Source organism: Streptomyces sp. NPDC018019 (genome assembly GCF_044327805.1).
Taxonomy (GTDB): domain Bacteria; phylum Actinomycetota; class Actinomycetes; order Streptomycetales; family Streptomycetaceae; genus Streptomyces.
Map to the genome: position 1 here is coordinate 276,747 of NZ_JBIRGD010000002.1, position 13,726 is coordinate 290,472.

Annotated in this window: 12 protein-coding genes; 9 read left to right on the forward strand and 3 right to left on the reverse strand. The window is 73.6% G+C overall.

Annotated features, from left to right (window positions below):
• Window positions 1-441 precede the first annotated feature (441 nt).
• The 8 genes from ACH4FX_RS04425 (at window position 442) to ACH4FX_RS04460 (ending at window position 10,169) form a co-directional block, all read left to right on the forward strand.
• On the forward strand, window positions 442-3,300 hold the full coding sequence (locus ACH4FX_RS04425) for a peroxidase family protein (protein ID WP_398475026.1): 2,859 nt from the start codon (window positions 442-444) through the stop codon (window positions 3,298-3,300).
• A gap of 101 nt (window positions 3,301-3,401) precedes the next feature.
• Window positions 3,402-3,863, forward strand: a complete 462-nt coding sequence (locus ACH4FX_RS04430) for a universal stress protein (RefSeq protein ID WP_398475028.1) — start codon at window positions 3,402-3,404, stop codon at window positions 3,861-3,863.
• Window positions 3,864-4,136: 273 nt separating this feature from the next.
• Entirely contained in the window at window positions 4,137-5,333 is a 1,197-nt protein-coding gene (locus ACH4FX_RS04435) for a hypothetical protein (RefSeq protein ID WP_398475030.1), read from the forward strand.
• A 169-nt stretch (window positions 5,334-5,502) separates the two neighbouring features.
• A complete protein-coding gene (locus ACH4FX_RS04440) occupies window positions 5,503-7,011 on the forward strand; it encodes a glycoside hydrolase family 3 protein (protein WP_398475032.1) in 1,509 nt (502 codons plus the stop codon).
• Window positions 7,012-7,088: 77 nt separating this feature from the next.
• Window positions 7,089-7,748: a papain-like cysteine peptidase gene (locus ACH4FX_RS04445; protein ID WP_398475034.1), complete on the forward strand. Its 660-nt coding sequence runs from the start codon at window positions 7,089-7,091 to the stop codon at window positions 7,746-7,748.
• On the forward strand, window positions 7,745-8,515 hold the full coding sequence (locus ACH4FX_RS04450) for a PIG-L deacetylase family protein (protein WP_398475036.1): 771 nt from the start codon (window positions 7,745-7,747) through the stop codon (window positions 8,513-8,515). Before ACH4FX_RS04445 ends, ACH4FX_RS04450 begins: the two co-directional genes overlap by 4 nt.
• Window positions 8,512-9,300: an ABC transporter ATP-binding protein gene (locus tag ACH4FX_RS04455; protein WP_398475038.1), complete on the forward strand. Its 789-nt coding sequence runs from the start codon at window positions 8,512-8,514 to the stop codon at window positions 9,298-9,300. The genes ACH4FX_RS04450 and ACH4FX_RS04455 overlap by 4 nt, the downstream gene beginning before the upstream one ends.
• Window positions 9,297-10,169 (forward strand): ABC transporter permease, encoded by an 873-nt coding sequence (locus ACH4FX_RS04460; RefSeq protein ID WP_398475040.1) that lies wholly within the window; start codon window positions 9,297-9,299, stop codon window positions 10,167-10,169. The genes ACH4FX_RS04455 and ACH4FX_RS04460 overlap by 4 nt, the downstream gene beginning before the upstream one ends.
• Before the next feature lie 77 nt (window positions 10,170-10,246).
• Here ACH4FX_RS04460 and ACH4FX_RS04465 read toward each other — a convergent pair whose 3' ends face one another.
• Complete coding sequence (locus ACH4FX_RS04465; RefSeq protein ID WP_398475042.1) at window positions 10,247-10,468, reverse strand: dodecin; 222 nt, start codon at window positions 10,466-10,468, stop codon at window positions 10,247-10,249.
• Between the two features lie 170 nt (window positions 10,469-10,638).
• Between ACH4FX_RS04465 and ACH4FX_RS04470 the strand changes: the two genes are divergently transcribed.
• Window positions 10,639-12,084: an amino acid permease gene (locus ACH4FX_RS04470; RefSeq protein ID WP_398475044.1), complete on the forward strand. Its 1,446-nt coding sequence runs from the start codon at window positions 10,639-10,641 to the stop codon at window positions 12,082-12,084.
• A 139-nt stretch (window positions 12,085-12,223) separates the two neighbouring features.
• Here the strand turns inward: ACH4FX_RS04470 and ACH4FX_RS04475 are convergent, their stop codons facing one another.
• Together ACH4FX_RS04475 and ACH4FX_RS04480 are read right to left on the reverse strand one after the other, a co-directional pair.
• A complete protein-coding gene (locus ACH4FX_RS04475) occupies window positions 12,224-12,901 on the reverse strand; it encodes a transglycosylase SLT domain-containing protein (protein WP_398475046.1) in 678 nt (225 codons plus the stop codon).
• A gap of 590 nt (window positions 12,902-13,491) precedes the next feature.
• Window positions 13,492-13,704: an EF-hand domain-containing protein gene (locus ACH4FX_RS04480; protein WP_150245704.1), complete on the reverse strand. Its 213-nt coding sequence runs from the start codon at window positions 13,702-13,704 to the stop codon at window positions 13,492-13,494.
• Between the last annotated feature and the right edge of the window lie 22 nt (window positions 13,705-13,726).

Sequence of the window (13,726 nt, forward strand, 5' to 3'; positions counted from 1 at the left end):
TGCACGGGGAAGGCAGAAACCCTCCCGGCATACGTGACCGAGGCGGAATTCAGGCGGCTGCAGGCACCGGTGTGCGCCGGTAGGCGCGCGGAACAGCGGAAAGCGGGGCCGGCCTCAGCAGGTGGACGGTCCCCGACGGGCAACGGAGCGCATACGCGAATCGCCGATCGCGCCGAACACTTCCTGCGGCACTGAACCGCACCCCCTCGTTCCTCCAGCGTTGCTGCACAGCAGCTGCCTGCAAACGTGCCGTCCACGATAGCTGACGGGACGAAAAGCCAACACTGATTCACTTCGCCGGTCCGGCGGAAGTCCATGACGATCTCTGCAACGGGCAATGCTCCATATTGATCCACGAATCCGCCCGAAACAGCCCCTGTCCGGCCGCGCGGGAGACGAGTAGCGTCGTGCGCCCTTCTTCCGTACGGAGGGTGTTCTGCCATGGCCGACACCGTGAGTCACACGCGGTACGAAACGTACGAGGGCGGCAGCCCGGAGGCGGAGCGGCTGGTCTTCGAGGAGCTGGCGCGGCAGTTGATGGCGGTCCAGCTCAAGAACAGGGGGAACGGGGCGCACGGTGTCGAGCGGGCCTTCCACGCCAAGGCGGCGCTGGGGGTGGAGAACGCCCGGCTGCGGTTCGACGAGGAACTGCCCGCCACGCTGGCCTCGGGGTGGGTGCAGCCGGGCGCGCAGTACCCGGCGGTGGTGCGGCTGTCGAACGCGAGCGGTACGGCGCAGCCGGACACCGCGCCCGACCTGCGCGGGATCGCGGTGCGCGTCGAGGTGTCGGCACAGGAGACGCACGACCTGCTGGCGACGAACTTCCCGGTCTCGCACGCGCGCGACGCGCGGGAGTTCGTGGCGTTCGCCAAGGCGATGGCGGGGGCCCGCAGCCCGGTGCAGAAAGCGTTCGGGCTGCTGGTGAAGCTGCCGCTGGCGGTGGGCTGGGGCACGGCCACCCGGATGCGCCGGAACGTGCGGGCCGCCACCCGGCACGTCGTCGGGTCGCTGGCGCGGGAGACCTACTGGAGCCGCGGCGCGATCCTGTGGGGCGAGGCCGGACCGGTCCGCTACCAGCTGCGGCCCGCGCCGGGCGGTGCCCCCGCGCCGCGCCCGGACCGGCACGACCCGGACCTGCTGCGCCACGAGCTGGCGGGCCGGCTGGCCCTGGCCGACGTCGAGTTCGAGCTGTGCGTGCAGCGGTACGTGAGCGAGGAGCGCACGCCCGTCGAGGACGGCGCCGCGCGGTGGCGGGAGGCGGACGCGCCGGTCGTCCCGGTCGGACGGCTGACGATCCCGCGGCAGGACGTCACCACCGCCGAGGCCCGCTCCGCGGCCCGCCGGGTGGAGGCGCTGGCGTTCAACCCGTGGCACACCACGGACGCGTTCCGCCCGCTGGGCAATCTGAACCGGGCGCGCAAGGCCGCCTACCGGGCGAGCGCCGGGCACCGGCTCGGCACCCGGTTCCGTACGGAGGAGCCGCTGCGCAACACCGTGCTCGGCGTACCGGTACGGGCCGGCTTCCGGCTGCTCAACCGGTACGTGCCGTGGCACCGGCTCCCGCTGAACCTGAGCCTGCTGAACCTGGTGGCGCTGCGGCAGGCGCTGCGCCGCTTCAACCTCATCGACACCGAGGTCCCGGAGGCGCCGCCGCAGGCCGTGCCGGTACCGGAGACGGTGGACGAGGGCGCGCGGACGGCCCGTACGTACGACGGCTCCGCCACCGACCTGTCCGAGCCCCGGATGGGCGCGATCGGCTCCACCTTCGGCCGCAACCTGGCGCCGGTGTACCGGCCCGACCTGTTCGACGTGCCGAACCCGGTGACCGTCGCCCGGGAGCTGCTGCACCGCACGGCGTTCCGGCCGGCGCCTTCGCTGAACATCCTCGCCGCGGCGTGGATCCAGTTCCAGGTGCACGACTGGGTCAACCACCGGCGGTACACGCCCGGCGAGCGTTCCGTGGAGATCCCGATGCCGCCGGGCAGCGCCTGGACCAACACGCCCGGCGGCCCGCCCGAGGACGTGATGCGGTTCGCCGACAACATCGGCGTGCAGCGGCCCGGCGAGCCGCCGCTGCTGTTCACCAACACCACCTCGCCGTGGTGGGACGGCTCGGAGGTGTACGGCGGCGACGAGGCCACCGCGCGGTCGCTGCGCGAGCCGGACGGCCCGAAGCTGCGCCTGGAGGACGGGCACCTGCCGGTCGGCCCCAACGGCATCCCGCTCACCGGCTTCAACGAGAACTGGTGGCTGGGTCTGAGCGTGATGCACACGCTCTTCGCCCGGGAGCACAACGCGCTGTGCGACGCGCTGCACGCCGAGTACCCGGCCATGAGCCAGGACCGGATCCACCACACCGCCCGGCTGATCGTCTCGGCGCTGATCGCGAAGATCCACACCGTGGAGTGGACACCGGCGATCCTGGCCACCGAGGCCATCGACATCGGCCTGAAGACGAACTGGCAGGGCCCGCCGGACAACTGGCTGAGCAAGCTGGGGCTGTGGCTGGTCGAGTCGCACGCCCTGCGCGGCATCCCGCAGACGCTGCCGGACCACCACAAGGTGCCGTACTCCCTCACCGAGGACTTCGTCACCGTCTACCGGATGCACCCGCTGCTCCCCGACGACTACGAGCTGCGCGAACACCGCTTCGGGCAGCGGGTGGAGACCGTCACGTTCGACGAGATCCAGGGCACGGCGGCCGAGGGCGTGGTCCGCAAGACCCGCCTGACCGACACCCTGTACTCGCTGGGCATCGCGCACCCGGGCGCGATCACGCTGCACAACTACCCGAAGGCGCTGACCCGCTTCGAGCGGGACGGGGAGATCATCGACCTGTCGGTGGTCGACCTCGCCCGGACCCGGCGGCGCGGGGTGCCGCGCTACAACGACTTCCGTGCCGGGCTGCGCAAGCCGCGGGTGCGCCGCTTCGAGGACATCAGCTCCGAGCCGGAGACGGTGGCACGGCTCAAGGAGGTCTACCGCGACGTCGACGAGGTCGACACGATGGTGGGGCTGTTCGCGGAGAACCCGCCGGAGGGCTTCGGCTTCAGCGACACCGCCTTCCGCGTCTTCATCCTGATGGCGACCCGCCGCATCCAGTCCGACCGGTTCCTGACCGTCGACTTCCGGCCGGAGCTGTACACGCCGCTCGGCATGGACTGGATCGCGCGGGGCGGTATGAACTCGGTCATCCTGCGGCACTGCCCCGAGCTGGCGGCGATGCTGCCGCGCGACGCGAGCGCCTTCGCGCCATGGCGGCCGGTGCTGCCGGAGCGCGGCGGCGGCACGGGGGCGTGACCGAAGCGGCCGGGGGACGGCGGCTGCGGAGTGCCCGGCCGGGGTGGCCGGTGCGCGTACCCTGCGGAAAAGCGGCGGGAGGTGCCCGATAACCTCCTCGTGTGGAGGAGAACACGCCCGCGCCCTTCGAGCGCGGTACGGACGGCCCGAAGGTCATCGTCGTCGGCGTCGACGGGTCGGACTCGTCGTGGCGCGCCGCCGCCTACGCGGCGGGGCTGGCCCGCCGGCAGGGCTCCAAGCTGGCCCTGGTGTACGTGCAGCCGGTGCTGCCGGCCGGGGCGGCCATGGGCGCGCCGGTCGTGGACGCCACCAACGAGGTCGCCGACGAGCTGATGGCGGAGATCCGCGCGGCGACGGAGCGGGTGCAGGGGACGTACGACCTGCGCTGGGAGTTCCACACGCTGCGCGGCGACCCGTACTCCGGCATGGTGCAGATGGCCGACGAGCTGACGGCGGACGCCGTGGTGGTGGGGGCCTCGGAGTCCGCCGGGCACCGGATCATGGGCTCGGTGGCGGTACGGCTGGTCAAGGCCGGGCGCTGGCCGGTCACGGTCGTCCCGTAGCCGCCGGAGGAGGGTTTCCGGAGTACACCCGGACCCGGGGAGCGCTTTCCGGCCACCGCGCTGGCCGGAATGCAAGCGTCAAGCACATTGGTCTGGACCACGAAGGTGGGGGCGGTTAGGGTCCTTCCCGTACGGCGCACCGGCCGTACGGCTCCCGCTCCGCCCTGCTCGTCGCACCGCCCGGCCGGCTCGCAGCCGGCGCGGTCCCGCGCGGACCGCGCACCGCCGGCACCCGCTTCGCTCCCCCGCCAGCTCCGCACCTGGGACCGGTCCATGATCGAAATCGTGGTCGTACTCCGGGTCGAGGACGCCGTCCTCGACTTCCTCTCCGTCCTGACCGACCCCGACCCCGGCGGCGGCCCGGCCGCCGTGGTCCTCGCCGACCACGGCGACATCCTCCCGCTGCCCGCCGGCCTGCCGCCGGCCGAACGCCTCGCGCTGCTCGCCCCGTACGTACGGTCCGCCGAGGACGACGCCGCCTCGCCCGGCCCGGCCGCCCTCGCCGAACTGGTACGCCGCGCCGCCGACGGCCGCCCGGCCCGTGTGTGGACCCACTCGCCGGCCGACAACCGCCGCAGCCGGGGCCGTGTCGGCCGGGACACCGCCGTGGCCTGCGCCGGTCTGCCGGACGCCGCCGGACCGGGCGGCCCGCCGGTGCTCACCGTCCGGCACGCCGTCGGCTACTCCCCCTACCTCCAGTTCGTCAGCGACCTCGACCGCCCGCTCGGCCGGGACCAGGTCGCCGCCAAACTCGACTTCGTCAACCGCCACGCCGCCGGGCTGCTCGACACACCGTCGCCGCAGTTCGTGGTGGAGACCCCCCGCATCCCGGCCACCGAGCGGTTCTTCGGCGCCGACCCCGGTGAACGCGAACGGCTCTTCGCGCTGCTCGCCAGCCTGGACGACGAGGCCGCCGCCGTGGCGGACCCGTGGGAGTTCGCCACCTCGCCGTACGAGGCCCGGCGCCTGGACGCGACCGCCGCCTGGATCCGGCGGCACTGCCCGCCCGGCGGACCGCCGCTGGTGGAAGTCGGCGCCTGCGAGGGCGCGTTGACGTCCCGGCTCGCGGCGGACGGCTTCTCTGTGTACGCCACCGAGCCCAACCCGCACTTCCGGGCCCGGCTCGACACCGCGCTCCGGGACACCGACGCCGTGCAGGTCGGCGCCGAAGACCTCGCCGGACTGGCCAAGGAGGGGCCGGAAGGCGCCGCGTACCTGCTGATCGAAATGCTCTACTACGGCCAGGACCCGGCGCTGCTCGACGACCTGCCCACCGGTCTGCTCTTCCTCGCCCTGGAACCCGAGGCGCTGGAGACACGGCTGCGGCCCTGGCTCGCCGCGTCCACGGTATGGCGGACGGTCGAGGAGACCCGGCTCGTGCCGCCCCGGGTGGAGCCGGTCTGCGGCGGCCGGGCGTATCTGAGCAAGCGCGGCAGCGTCGGGCTCGTACTGCGCCGTACCGGCGCCTGACCTCCGCCGCACCACCATCACGGCGCCGACACCGCCCGCGCCCCTGTTCCGCCGTCCCGTCCCCGCCGACAGCGCCGTCGGCCGGACGCGCCCTCCGCACCGTCACCGGCCATGCCCCGGCCGTCCGCCGGGCTGCCGCCGCCCCCGCCCCTGCACCGGAAGGCTCCCCATGCGCGCCGATCCAGCCCTGGTCAACGCCTGCCTGCTTCCCGCCTACGCGGGCCGCTCGCCCGCCGACTGGATCCTGCGCGCGGCGGACGAGGGCCTGGCGGGCGTCGCCCTGTTCGGGACCAACTTCCCACCGGGCGCCGGCTCGTTGCGCGAGGAGGTCACCGGCCCGCTCCGCGCGGCCCGCCCGGACCTGCTGATCGCGCTGGACGAGGAGGGCGGCGACGTGACCCGGCTCGACTACCGCCGGGGCAGCGTCCACCCGGGCAACCACGCCCTCGGCGCCGTGGACGACGTGGCCCTCACCCGGCGGGTGGCCGCGGCGATCGCCCGCGACCTGCGGTCCGAAGGCGTCAACCTCTGCCTGGCCCCCTGCGCCGACGTCAACTCCCGCCCGGACAACCCCATCATCGGCGTCCGCTCCTTCGGCGACCGGCCGGACCTGGTGGCGCGGCACACCGCGGCGTGCGTCGAGGGCCTCCAGGAGCTGGGTGTGGCCGCCACCCTCAAGCACTTCCCGGGCCACGGCGACACCCGTACCGACTCGCACTCCGCACTGCCGGACATCGACCGGGACACCGCGTCCCTCGACGCGGTGGACCTGCCGCCGTTCCGCGCCGGGATCACGGCCGGCGCCAAGGCGGTGATGACCGGTCACATCCGGCTCTCCCGGCTGGACGGCCTGCCCGCGACGCTGAGCCGGCGGATCGTCACCGGCCTGCTGCGCGAGCGGCTCGGCCACCGGGGCGTGGTGCTGACCGACGCGCTGGAGATGGCGCCGATCGTGCGGCGCTGGGGGTACGGCGGGGCGGCGGTCGCCGCGCTGGCCGCGGGCGCTGACCTGGTGGTGCTCGGGGCGACCGACGGCGAGAAACTGCTGCCCGAAGTGCACGACGCCGTCCAGGAGGCGCTGGACCGCGGCACGCTGACGCTGGAGCGGGTGGCGGAGGCCGCCTGCCGGGTCGCGTCGCTGCGGGCCTGGGCCGACCCGGCCCGGCGCGCCGGGGCACCGGACGCCGCGCCGCTGTCCGGCGGCGCCCCCGTCGGCCTGGTCGCCGCCCGCCGGGCCCTGCTCGCGCACGGCGTTCCCCGGGCCGCCGACGGGCGCCGCCTGCACACCGTACGGCTGGCGACCGCGGCCAACCTGGCGGTGGGCGAGACACCATGGGGGCTGGACGCCCCGCTCCGGGACCTCGGCGCGCTCGCCTCCGCCGCCGACGTGGCCCCCGGCACCGAGCCGGGCACGGTCGTGCCGCCACCGGCCGGCGACGGCCCGCTCGCGGTCGTCGTCCGGGACGCGGAGCGCGATCCCTGGCAGCGCGCGGTCCTGCGGGCACTGCGGGCCCGGCGCCCGGACCTGGTCACGGTGGACATGGGCCTGGCCCCGGCCCGGCCGCTGCCCGACGGCGCCCCGGCGACGCTGTTCACCCGCGGCGCCGGGCTGGCGAACGCCGTCGCGGCGGCGGAGCACCTGTCGGGCCGCACCTGGCGCGGCCCGCTGCGCACATGACCGGCCGCCCGTCCCCGGCCGGGGGCACCGACCGCGCGACGGGACACGGAACCGGGCACGGACAAGGAGCGAGCAGCGTGTACGACCACTGCGTGGGCCTCGGCTACCACTGCGAGTCCACGTACCAGATCCGCCGTATCACCGGCGTCACCCGCGCCCACTTCTTCGACTGGCTGGACCTCGAATTCGAGTCGGTCGTCGAAGCCGTCGCGGACGACTTCCGGAGCGTGCTGCGCCCCGGCCTGGTCGAGCCGTTCGACGAGGGCCGGTGCGCGCTGGACCGCGGCAGCGACATCCGCTTCTACCACGAGTTCCACCCCGCGGGCGGGGCCGGGACGCCCCTCACCCAGCGGGACATCGACGAGCAACTGCCCCGCGTACGCGCCAAGTTCGCCGCGCTGGCCGGACGGTGGCGGGCGCTGGCCGGGTCCGCCGCCCGGGTGCTGTACGTCCACCACGACGCCTGGGACGAGCTGACCGCCGCCGACCTGCGCCGGCTGCGCGCGGTGATCGCGGCACAGCACCCGGGCCACCGGTTCGCCCTGCACTGGCTGCGCCGCACCGCGCCGCCGGACGCCGGCCGGCTCGGCCCCGGCATCACCTGGGGCACCGTCGCCGCCGCGCCCGGCCGCTGGCAGGGCGACGACGCCGCGTGGGACGCGGCCCTCACCCCCGTACTCGCCCCCGGTCCCCCCTCGGCCCCACCGCACCGCCCCGGCACCAAGGAACCCCTATGACGACCTCCCTGACGAATCCCCCGCCGCGCACCGTCATCCTCTCCCCGCACTTCGACGACGCCGCCCTCTCCCTGGCGGGCCTGATACCCCGGCTCCCGGCCCCGGTCACCGTGGTGACCGTGTTCGGCGGCGCGCCCGCCGCCCACCACGCCGTCTCCTGGTGGGACAGCACCTGCGGCTTCTCCACCGCCGCCGAGGCGCACCGCGCCCGGTTCGCCGAGGACGCGCGCGCCGCCGAGCTGCTCGGCGTGGCCCGGACCGTACTGGACCACCCCGACGGCCCGTACGGCGACGGCGACGAACTGACGCGCCTGGACGCCTACTTGGCCGCCCTGCCGACGCCCTTCCCGCTCGTCCTCCTGCCCATCGGCACCAACCAGCCCGACCACGAGCGGGTGCGGGACCGCGCCCTGCGGGTCCTCGCCGGGCTGGGCGCGCCGCTGCCGCTCCTCTACGCCGACCTGCCCTACACCGGCCACCTGCCCGAGTGGGGCACCCCGGACACCGACCGCGCCCTCGGCGGCGACCGGACCTTCGGGCTCGCCTACCAGGACCTGCTGTCCCGCTACACCCTCGATGTCGCGTACGACCTCGTCCTCACCGACGACGAGTGGGCCCGCAAGCGGGAAGCGGTGCTCTGCTACGGCTCGCAGCTCGCCCCGCTGGCCGCCGACCACGGGAGCCTGCTGGCCCGGCGCGGACCGCTGCGCGCCGAGCGCGTCTGGGCGCCGGTGCACCGCCCGCAGCCCGCCGGGGCGGGCTCATGAGCGCGCCGCCGCCCGTCCTGGAGGCGCGCGACCTGGTCAAGGAGTACCGCCGCGGCCGGGTGGTGGACGGCGTACGGCTGACCGTGCGCGAGGGCGAGCGGGTCGGCCTGCTCGGCCCCAACGGCGCGGGCAAGACCACCACGCTGCTGATGTGCCTGGGCGCGGTCGCGCCGGACGCCGGCAGTGTGCACGTCCTCGGCCACCGGCTGCCCGCCGCCCGGGCGGCCGCCATGCGGGGCGTCGGCTTCGCGGCCGGCTACCTGCCGCTCCCCGACCGGCTGCGGGTGCGCGAGTACCTGCGGCTGTACGCGGACCTGTACGGGCTGCGCGCCCCGCGCGCGGCGGTGGAGGACGCCCTGGAGCACTTCGGCATCGGCCACCTGGCCACCGCCATCGGCACCGAGCTGTCCAGCGGCCAGCGCACCCTGGTCGGCATCGCCAAGGCGTCCCTGCACACGCCGCGGCTGCTGGTCCTGGACGAGCCCACCGCGGCGCTGGACCCGGACATCGCCCTGCGGGTCCGTACCGGACTGCTGGAGCTGTGTGCCCGGCACGGCACCGCGCTGCTGGTCACCAGCCACGACATGGTCGAGGTGGAGCGGCTGTGCGAACGGGTGGTCTTCCTGGCGGCCGGTCGGGTGACCGCGGACGGTACGCCGGAGGAGGTGGCGCGGCAGTTCGCCCAGCGGGACCTGGAGGGGGTCTTCCTGCACCTGGCGGAGGAACGGGACCGCGAGCGCGCGGCACGCGCCGGGCGGGACCGGGAAGGGGCGGGTGCCACATGAGTGCCACCGAGGCCCCCGGCCTGCGCGGTCCCGCGGCGGCCGGCGCGCATCGCGTCCGCGCCGTCGCACGCCGCCACTGGCTGGTGCTGCGCCGCAGCCCGCACCGGATCTTCGACGTGCTGGTCTGGCCGGTCGTCGACACGCTGCTGTACGGCTCGATCGGCCTGTTCGCCGCGAAGGCGGCCGGCGGCGGTACGGAACCGGCCGGGGACGCCGCCACCGGCCTGGGCACCGGGCCCACGCTCGCGGTGTTCCTGCTCAGCGGCACCGTGCTGTGGCACCTGGTCCACCAGACGCAGATCTCGCTGGCCACCGGTTTCCTGGAGGAGACCTGGTCACGCAATGTGATCGGGCTGCTCACCACCCCGCTGCGCGGCTGGGAGTACCTGGCGGGGGTGGGGCTGTTCGCCCTGGTCCGTACGGCGCTGAGCACCCTCGCCGTGGCCGCGCTGGCCTTCGGCGCGTACGCCTTCGACGTGACCTCGCTGGGGCTGGGCCTGATTCCCGTCGCGGCGCTGCTGCTGCTCTGCGGCTGGGCCGTGGCGCTCGCGGTGGTGGGACTGGTGCTGCGCTACGGCAGCGGCGCCGAGGCCCTGGTCTGGGGCGGGCTGTCGGTGGTGATGCCGCTGTCCGGGGTGTTCTACCCGGTCTCGACCCTCCCGGCGCCGCTCCGCCCCGTCGCCGAGGTCCTGCCCACGACACACGTCTTCGCGGCCGGGCGCGCGCTGGCCGCGGGCGGGCCGATGCCGTGGCACGAGCTGGCCGTGGCCACGCTGGGCACCGCAGCTCTGCTGGTCCTGGCCCTCTTCTTCCTGGGCCGGATGCTGGCCGCCTTCCGTCGCCGGGGGCTGGTCACCCGGTACTCGTGACGGCGCGGTCTCCTGAGCGCGACATGCCCGCCCGGCCTCGGGGCCGGGCGGGTGCCGCGGGTCCGTAGGGACGCGCGTCAGCCTTCCTGGGCGTCCTCCAGCCGGAAGCCGACCTTCAGCCCGACCTGGTAGTGCTCGATCGCCCCGTCGACGATGTGGCCGCGTACCTGGGTGACCTCGAACCAGTCAAGGCCCCTGAGCGTCTGTGCCGCGCGCTGGACGCCATTGCGGATCGCGGCGTCCACGCCCTCCGGGGACGTGCCCACGATCTCCGTCACCCGGTACGTGTGATTCGTCATGACCGCTCCTTCATCCCGCCGGTTTCCGTGCCGGCTGTCCGTGCTCACGCCCCGGGTGCCCGGATTCCCGGATTCCACTCCGGCCCGCCAGGGAGTCGCCTTCCCCTCCCGCCCCCCGGCGCGCCATGATGACCGGCCGTCGGCCCACGAGGGAGAGGAAGTGGTGCGGGATGCGCGCGGGCCAGGGAGTGTGGCGGCGGAAACCGATCGAACTCATCCAGGAGACGGAAGGCGGCTCGGGCGAACAGCTCAACCGGGTGCTCGGGCTGTGGCAGCTGACGGCCATCGGCGTCGGCGGCATCATCGGGGCGGGCATCTTCACGCTCGCCGGGACCGTCGCCAACGGCAAGGCCGGACCGGCCGTCCTGCTGTCGTTCCTCGTGGCGGGCGTGGCCAGTGCCGCGGCGGCGTTCTCGTACGCGGAGTTCGCCGGGCTGATCCCGAAGGCGGGCTCGGCGTACACCTACGGCTACGCGGTGCTCGGCGAGCTGGCGGGCTGGTTCATCGGCTGGGACCTGCTGCTGGAGTACACGGCGATCGTGGCGGTGGTCGCGATCGGCATCTCCGGCTACTTCAGCTTCCTGCTGGGTGAGCTGGGGGTGGAGCTGCCCGCCTGGATGCTGGGGGCGCCGGGGACCGGCGCGGGACACCGGGTGGACCTGTTCGCGGCGGCGCTGTGCCTGCTGATCGCGTACCTGCTGACCCTGGGCATCAAGAACGCCGCGCGCTTCGAGACGATCGTCGTGGGCCTGAAGGTGCTGGTCGTGCTGCTCGTGATCGGCGTGGGCGTCTTCCACATCAGGACCGGGAACTACACGCCGTTCTTCCCGTTCGGTGTCAGCGGCGCCTTCACGGGCGCGGCCACGGTCTTCTTCGCGGTCTTCGGCTATGACGCGATGAGCACCGCGGCGGAGGAGTCGAAGGACGCCCAGCGCCACATGCCGAAGGCGATTCTGTACTCGCTGCTGATCTCGATGGTGCTGTACATCCTGGCCTGCCTGGTGCTCACCGGCATGCAGCACTACACGGACATCGATCCGGAGAGCGGCTTCTCCACCGCGTTCAAGTCGGTGGGGCTGAGCGGCCTGGCCGATGTGATCGCGGTGGGCGCGATCATCGGCATCCTTACTGTCATGTTCACGTTCATGCTGGGCGTGACCCGGGTCTGGTTCAGCATGAGCCGGGACGGGCTGCTGCCGAAGTGGTTCGCCAAGACCCATCCGAAGCGGCACGTACCGACCCGGGTGACGTGGATCGTGGGCATCGCCTCGGCCGCCATCGCGGGCTTCCTGCCGATCGGGGAGGCCGCCGAGCTGACCAACATCGGCATCCTGCTGGCGTTCGTGGTGGTGTGCGTCTCGGTGATCGTGCTGCGCTACAAGCGGCCCGACCTGCCGCGCACGTTCCGCACCCCGGGGATGCCGGTGGTGCCCGCGATCGGCGTGGTCTTCTCGCTCTGGCTGATCACGTTCCTGGAGTGGCAGACCTGGGTGCGCTTCGCGGTGTGGTTCGTGGGCGGCCTGGTCATCTACTTCGCGTACTCCCACCGGCGCTCCGAGCTGGCGAAGGCGGAGCGGGAGATCAGCGACCTGGAGGACCGCGAAGGGCGGCTGTGACCGCCCCGCACACGACGGAGCGCCCCGGGACCGTGGTCCTGGGGCGCTCTCGCGCAAGCGGGCGACGGTGGCCGGCCCGGCCCGGGAGGGTGGTCCCGGGCGGTGCGGTCCGTGCGCCGCGGTGTCCTGCTCACCGGGCTCAGTACGCCGAGTTGACGTTGTCCATGGAGCCGTAGCGATGGGCGGCGTAGTTGGCGGCGGCCGTGATGTTGGCGACCGGGTCCAGCAGGTTGTCGGCCGTGCCCTCGACGTGGTAGCGGTCGAAGGTGGGCTGGATCACCTGGAGCAGGCCCTTGGACGGGATGCCGTTCTTGGCGTTGATGTCCCAGTCGTTGACGACGTTCGGGTTGCCGCTGGACTCCCGCATGATGTTGCGGTGCAGGCCCTCGTAGCTGCCGGGAATGCCCTTCTCCTTCATGATGGCGAGGGATTCCTTGATCCAGCCGTCCAGGTTGTTCGCGTACTTCGGCTTGGGGGCCTCGACCGGCTTGCGGTCGGCGGCACGGCTCGCGGCCTCCTTGGCCGTGTGGCCCTGGGCGGACACGGCGGTGACCTTCACCGCGTCGGCGAGGGTCGCGGTGTCCGTGGTGCCCTTGGCGGCGTCGGCCTTGGGCTCGGCGGCCTTGGTCTTCGCACCCGCGGGCTGGCCGTTCGCGGAGACCGGCTGGACGGTGGCCGGCGCGGCGGCGGCGTGCGCGTCACCGGTCGCGGCGGGGACCGTCAGGGCCGCGGTCGCGCCGGCGGCGGCCAGCACGGCGACGGAGAGCTTGTGGGTCTTGGTCACGCGGACGGAGCGGAGCAGGGTGGGAGTGGGCATGCGGGGAATCCTCTTCCAATCACTGAAATGAACGGGCGGCAGCCATTGGCGGGAGGTACGAGCAGGAAGCCACTGGCGGCACGAGAACCGAGTTCTTGTCCGCGTCCGCCCCGAGGGCATTTACGCGACGCTGTAACCCGGCGCCTCAGCAATGATTAGCGACGCCGAAATTGGAAAGCAATAGGTCCGCAGCGGGCCCGGGCTACGGCCCGTTTACGTAGAAAGGACCGTCCGGCACCGTCTCAGTCCATGAATCCGGGCCGGGACCGCCCGGTGTTCCTTTACTAAGCAGGGCCGTAAGGGACGGAAGTCCCGTGCTGCGCGTCACGTTCCGGGCCCGGCGAGGGCACTGCGGAAAACCGCGTGAAATGGCCTCGGGCGGCGTTTTCCGGCCTTATCGCGGAAGTTCTTGTGGTCCGCGTCACCCAATACCGCGGAGCCGCCCGTAAAAGTGGCGCCGGTCACCCGGAAAAGGCATTGATCGGGGAAATCTATGAGCGCAATAGGCGGGGGCGCACGAAAAACGCGGCCGGCCGGTCGGCCGGCCGCGTGTGCGGCCCGTGCGGGCGCCGGGGGCGTCCCGGGTGGTGTCAGCCCTGGAGCGACTTCCAGAACTCCTCGAAGGAGAGCTTGCCGTCCGCGTTCGCGTCCTTGGCCGCGATGACGGCCTCCGCGACCGGCCCGGTGACGTAGGGGTCGCCCATCTCCGCCATGGCCCGCTTGTACTCGTCCGCGGTGATCAGCCCGTCACCGTCCGCGTCGAACCGGCTGAACGCGGCCTTGGCCGCCTCGATGTCTGCCATGGGAGTGCCCCCTTGATGTCGG

Coding starts and splice junctions, on each gene's coding strand:
- ACH4FX_RS04475 (WP_398475046.1), bottom strand. CDS start 12,901: ATGCCCACTCCCACCCTGCTCCGCTCCGTCCGCGTGACCAAGACCCAC.
- ACH4FX_RS04480 (WP_150245704.1), bottom strand. CDS start 13,704: ATGGCAGACATCGAGGCGGCCAAGGCCGCGTTCAGCCGGTTCGACGCG.
- ACH4FX_RS04440 (WP_398475032.1), top strand. CDS start 5,503: ATGCGCGCCGATCCAGCCCTGGTCAACGCCTGCCTGCTTCCCGCCTAC.
- ACH4FX_RS04450 (WP_398475036.1), top strand. CDS start 7,745: ATGACGACCTCCCTGACGAATCCCCCGCCGCGCACCGTCATCCTCTCC.
- ACH4FX_RS04435 (WP_398475030.1), top strand. CDS start 4,137: ATGATCGAAATCGTGGTCGTACTCCGGGTCGAGGACGCCGTCCTCGAC.
- ACH4FX_RS04460 (WP_398475040.1), top strand. CDS start 9,297: ATGAGTGCCACCGAGGCCCCCGGCCTGCGCGGTCCCGCGGCGGCCGGC.
- ACH4FX_RS04470 (WP_398475044.1), top strand. CDS start 10,639: ATGCGCGCGGGCCAGGGAGTGTGGCGGCGGAAACCGATCGAACTCATC.
- ACH4FX_RS04425 (WP_398475026.1), top strand. CDS start 442: ATGGCCGACACCGTGAGTCACACGCGGTACGAAACGTACGAGGGCGGC.
- ACH4FX_RS04455 (WP_398475038.1), top strand. CDS start 8,512: ATGAGCGCGCCGCCGCCCGTCCTGGAGGCGCGCGACCTGGTCAAGGAG.
- ACH4FX_RS04465 (WP_398475042.1), bottom strand. CDS start 10,468: ATGACGAATCACACGTACCGGGTGACGGAGATCGTGGGCACGTCCCCG.